A 5,459-nucleotide genomic window follows, 5' to 3' on the forward strand; every position below is an offset into this window, starting at 1 on the left:
GCATTCCCGTCAGGTTCGAGCCCACCGCGCGGCCCCCGGTGGCGTCCGCGTCCTGACGCCCGGCCACAGGTGGTGTCCGCGCGGGCCCGAAGGCAGTGGTGCGGGGCAGTGAGCCCGCCACAGCCCTGAGCCCGGCTACGGCACGGGCTCCCCCGAGCGGTCGCCCCCGCGCGCGGCGTGGCTCAGGGCCGTGGCGGTCAGCGTCGCGCTCTGCTCCAGCAGGCCGATGCCCCGGCAGGCGTCCGCCAGACCGAGCAGCGCCCTCCGGTACGCCTCCGCCTCCGGGGAGTCGGTGGCCCCGCCCCCGTACTCCCAGCCCAGCTCGTCCTCGCCGCGGACGCTCCCGTCGCCGCGGACGCTCCCGCCCTCCGGCGACAGGATGAACCGCAGGTCGCGCGCGAGCTGCGCGGCCGGCCCGAAGAACCCCTCGTGCCCGGCGGAGCGCAGCACCGCCAGCATCTCGGGCAGCTCCCGCTCGCAGATCTCCGTCGCCTCCTTCCGGCTGTTGATCTCGGGCAGGCCGGGAACGGCGTCGTCTCCGGCGCCGGTGCCGACGTCCGGCCTGCCGAGCAGCAGGCAGCTCCGGGAGGTGACCGCCAGGTGGTGGGCGAGCAGCCGGCGGAGCGCGGAGCGCCGCCTGCTGCTGCGTTGGAGCTGCTGGAACTCCCCCGTGCCCGCCAGGACGCCGGACAGGAGTTCGTGCAGGGCGTAGCGGCCCACGCGGGGCTGTTCGAGGAGGTTCACGTCGAGCAGGCCCTCCAGCAGCAGTTCGGCCTCGGCCGGGTCGGTGCCGAGCAGGGCGGCCGCCTCGTACACGTCCATGCTCACGTCGGGCACCAGGGCCAGCACGCACAGCGCGTGGCGCTGGGCTTCGGCCAGCGCGTCGAAGGAGAGCAGGAGCACCGACTGGACGCTCCGGTCGCCCGCCTGGAGTTCGGCGGCGCGAAGGCGCACGTCGTCCAGGCGTCCCACCAGGTGGGACAGCGTCCAGGTGGGGCGGCTGCGCAGTTTCGCGGCTGCCAGGCGTAACGCCAGCGGCAGTCCGCCGCAGTACGCGACGAGCCGCTCCGTCGCCTCGGACTCCAGTCCGCCGCCGAGCAGCCGCTCGACGAGTTCGCGGGAGTCGCCCGCGTTCATCCGGGAGACCGGGCAGGGCTCGGTGCCGTCGAGGCCGTAGAGACGACGGCGACTGGTGATCAGGGTGAGGGAGCCGTTGCCCGGCGGCAACAGCGGCACGATCTGCGCCTCGCTCGCGGCGTTGTCGAGCAGCAGCAGCACCTTCGAATCGGCCAACCGGGCACGCCACATGGCCGCCTGGCTGTCCAGGTCCGCCGGGATGTGCTTCGCCTCGATCCCCAGTGAGCACAGCAGGACCTGGAGCACCTCGGCGGGTTCGCTGGGCCGCTCGCACGGACTGAACCCGTGCAGGTCGACGTAGAACTGGCCGTCCGGGTAGTCCCTGGCCAGTTGGTGGGCCGCGTGCAGGGCGAGGGCCGTCTTGCCGATGCCGCCCATGCCGTCGACGCAGATCAGCAGCGGCCCCGAGCCCCGGGAGCCCGCCCTGGCGGTGCGCAGCAGGGTGTCCGCCTCCTGCCGGCGGCCGACGAAGTCGGTCAGCCCGTGGGGCAGGGTGCAGGCGGCCGGGACGTGTGCCTTCTTGGCCCGCAGTGCCACGTGCCGTCTACCCGCGTCGAGCTGGGTGGCAGTGCGCTGCTCGTCGTAGCGGAGCGGGGCGCCGGCCCGCAGGTAGGCGACCGCGTCTCCGCGCAGCACCGCTTCGTGCACCTGGGCCAGCGCGTGATCGGGGTCGATGCCCAGTTCGTCGCGGAGCAGGGTGCGTATCTCGGCGTACTCGGCGAGCGCGTCGGCCTGCCTTCCCGAGAGGGACAGCGCGAGCATGAGCTGTGCGCGCAGATCCTCCGCGAGCGGGTGCTGTGCCACGAGATCCCGGAGGTCCTCTATCACCAGCGCCGGTGGCGACGAACGCAGCCGCAGGGAGATCAGTTCCTTCTGGACAGCGAGCCGCCGCTCTTCCACCACCCGTGCGGCCGCGCGGATCAGGCCGTTCTCCAGCTCGTCGACGATGTCGGCCGCCACCCGGCCGCGGAAGAGGGACAGGGCCGTCTGCAACTCCTGGATCACCTGGGCTTCGCCGACCCCGCGCTCCGTCAGCCTCCGGACCCGCCGGCGGCGTTGGTTGAACTCCACCAGGTCGGACTCGGTCGCGCCGACACTCAGCCGGTAGTTCGGGCCGTCGGTGAGCAGGTAGTCACCCGCACCCGGTATCGCCTGGCGGAGTTGGGCGACCGCCTTGCGCACCTGGTTCGACGCGGTCGCCGGACAGCACGGGCCCCAGACCGCCGCGGCGAGCCGCGGAGTGCTGAGCACCTCGCCGGGCGACAGCATCAGCATGGTGAGCACGCGGCGCGCCACGGTGCTGGGCAGGCGGACGGGGGAGTCCCCGCAGCGCACCGCGACCGACCCGAGCACCTGGAAGCGCAGGTCCCCCTCGCGCGAGGTCACGCGGCCGGCTCGCAGAACGCGGGCCTGGCCGTCCATCGCTTCCCTCCGGCGGTGCCGGACGTCGGACATCGGTGTTCGGCCGGTGAACCCGATCCGTCCCGCTGGGAGCTGTGCGTGTGTGACCGCCGGGGTGTCCCGGTTGAGGACGCGGCGCACGGAGCTGGTGGGACCCATGATCCGGACACTCTGCAAACGGACGTCAGGCTGTCCATACATTCCCCCCTCGGACCGAGTACGGACTGAACTCAGCCCGTACTGCTGATCAGTTGGCCCACACTGCCGGTGACAATCTCCTCAACATCTGGAACCTTGTTATTGTTACCGGATTCTGCCGTTCGAACCGGGCCTTGCCGGGCATCATCCGTACCCCGCCGTAGAAGTCTTCGTCTCGTGTACGGCGCTTCAGGCCATCAGCGCCGGGTGAGCAGTGACCGAACTCGTCCGGAATTCTGCAGTACGGTCCCCGGAATTCACCGGCCACCCGTGGCTGCAAGGGATTTCACTTCCACCGGCCGGGCCCGCCTGCGAGTTCACCCTCCAGCCGGATACCGCCCGGCACCCGAGCCGGTCGCCTCCAGGTGCGGCCTGCCGGATCCCCGGCGTCCACAGCGCGGGGTCGGCCCCTCGGCCCTCTCGGCCGTGCGTCGTGGACGGCACGCGGCATCGCGACGGGACCGGCGCACCGTGAGAGCCGCGGTCACCGGGCGACCGCCCACGGCGAGAACCGCCAGCCGCCGCCCGTAGCGGTCACGGACCTGGAGCGAACGGGTCGCGCGGTCCGGGCACGTCGCCCCGTCGCCACTGTGCGCGGTGACGCACAGCCCGGTGCCGACCTCCCGTACGTCCACGACGGCCACCGGTCGGACGCCGTACCAGCAGGCCGAACGCCTGGTCACGTGACACGCACCGCTCAGACGTCAACGTGGCCGATCGTCACGTGGGGTGGTCCCGAGAAGTGGATCCGGACCAGAACAACATGGCCGTTGACACTGACCGGCGTCCACGGAGACCCGGATGGACTTCTTCACGTTGCGTACCTTCCTGCTCGCAAATCCATCTGTTGCTCAGCTCCACTTCCCCGCCGGTGTCGCGGGAACCATGCCCCTGGTCGGTCGCCCACGGACTCTCCGGCTCGGCGACCACGAGCTCGAAACGGCCCCAGGATCGGCTGTCGTCGCCGTCCCCGCGACGGCCCGTGCTGACGGTGGCGACGTGAGGGCTCCCCTGCACACGTCGGAGCAGTGTGCGCGGAGAAACACGAGCGCATCGGCTTTATCCTGCCGGATGACAAGCACGGCGATGCCAGCCGTCATCGTAGCCTCACAAGCGTCACAAGAAGCACACACATGTGCGGACGGCACCCGTCAATGACATTCGCAAACGAACCGGAATCGACCCCGTCATCCCCCAGTGAAAATACGGTCCGCAAAACGCGATTCACATCCCTCGGTGGACTGAATCATCCGTTCTTCCACCCCTCGCCGATGCGGATCGACGAAAAGGCGTGCGATCTGAAAGGCGTGCGATCTGAAAAGGGCGTGCGGTCTCCGCGCGTTCAGCTTCCGTCGGGCGCCGCCGTCGTCCGTCATCGACAAGGCCTGGGGACGTCGGAGGCAACGGTGTCCGCAGGCGGCTCGCCGGAGGCTGCGGCGATGTTCCCACCGTTCAGGCAGCGGGCGCTGACGGCGAGGCTGCCCTCGTGTCACCCGGCCTCCGGAAGCAACACCTCCCCATCGAGAGCGACCACATGCGGGCAACAGGACCGCCGCAACGGGTACTTGCGCGCAATGCACCAATCTGACCTGAGCTCCGGCAGCCAGAATGACGCATCAACGACTTTCAGACAACCCGTACAACGACCGGCATCGATGCCGCGTCGCCGTGCCGCTCCCCCTGGACCTGCGCTGACCTGGCCGCGCGTCGGGTGTCGGCTGCCGCGGCAGCCGGCGTGGCTGCCGACGGCCGACAGACACCGGCAACAAACGGGCCACCGAGCACGCCGAGCAGCGGGTCGCCGCGGCGGCCCGCGACAAGGGCGCGGAGAAGGTCGCCGGGAAGGGCCTCTCCGAACCGGAGCGACCCCGGGCGGGGACGGGCGCCGTCGACCACACCGCCCGGTCATGACCTTGACAGATGTGTCAGGCTGGGCGCCGCCCGACGTCCGAGGGTGGAGCCCACCGCCCGACGGTGCGAGCTCGGTGTCCGACCTGGGAGGGGATCGCGGGTGGCCGCGACGAAGCTGAACCGCACGCACCGCGTCCTCATCGGTGTGGTCGTGATCGGCGCACTGGTGATCGCGGCGATCGGCTTCGCCGGTTCCTACGCGGCGGTGCGCGAACTCGCCGAGGACAAGGGCTTCGGCGCCTTCGCACCGTTCTTCCCGATCGGCATCGACGCCGGCATCGTCGTGCTGCTGTCCCTGGACCTGCTGCTGACCTGGCTGCGCATCGGCTTCCCGCTGCTGCGCCAGACGGCCTGGCTGCTGACGGCCGCCACCATCGCCTTCAACGGCGCCGCGGCCTGGCCCGACCCGCTCGGCGTGGGCATGCACGCGGTGATCCCGCTGCTGTTCGTGGTGTCCGTGGAGGCCGCGCGGCACGCCGTGGGCCGGATCGCCGACATCACCGCCGACAAGCACATGGAGGGCGTGCGGATCTCCCGGTGGCTGCTCGCCTTCCCGTCCACGTTCCGGCTGTGGCGGCGCATGAAGCTCTGGGAGCTGCGCTCCTACGAGGAGGTCATCCGGCTGGAGCAGGACCGGCTCGTCTACCAGGCGCGGTTGCGGGCCCGCTTCGGGCGGGCCTGGCGGCGTCGGGCGCCGGTGGAGGCGCTGATGCCGCTGAAGCTGGCCCGGTTCGGCATCCCGCTGCGCGAGACGGCCCCCGCCGGGCTTGCGGCGGCCGGCATCACGGTGCCGCAGCCGCCCGCACAGGTGC

Annotated in this window: 2 protein-coding genes; one reads left to right on the top strand and one right to left on the bottom strand. The window is 71.3% G+C overall.

What is annotated here, in order from left to right:
* Positions 1-135: 135 nt before the first annotated feature.
* Positions 136-2,697 carry an AfsR/SARP family transcriptional regulator gene (locus ACYVE9_RS14270; RefSeq protein WP_461028206.1) on the bottom strand — a complete coding sequence of 854 codons (2,562 nt, stop codon included), beginning with the start codon at positions 2,695-2,697 and terminating at the stop codon, positions 136-138.
* Between the two features lie 2,050 nt (positions 2,698-4,747).
* Between ACYVE9_RS14270 and ACYVE9_RS14275 the strand changes: the two genes are divergently transcribed.
* The coding region (locus tag ACYVE9_RS14275; protein WP_461028207.1) for a DUF2637 domain-containing protein at positions 4,748-5,459 on the top strand (712 nt) is incomplete at its 3' end.

This window comes from Streptomyces sparsus (assembly GCF_054776295.1).

Coding starts and splice junctions, on each gene's coding strand:
- ACYVE9_RS14270 (WP_461028206.1), bottom strand. CDS start 2,697: ATGGGTCCCACCAGCTCCGTGCGCCGCGTCCTCAACCGGGACACCCCG.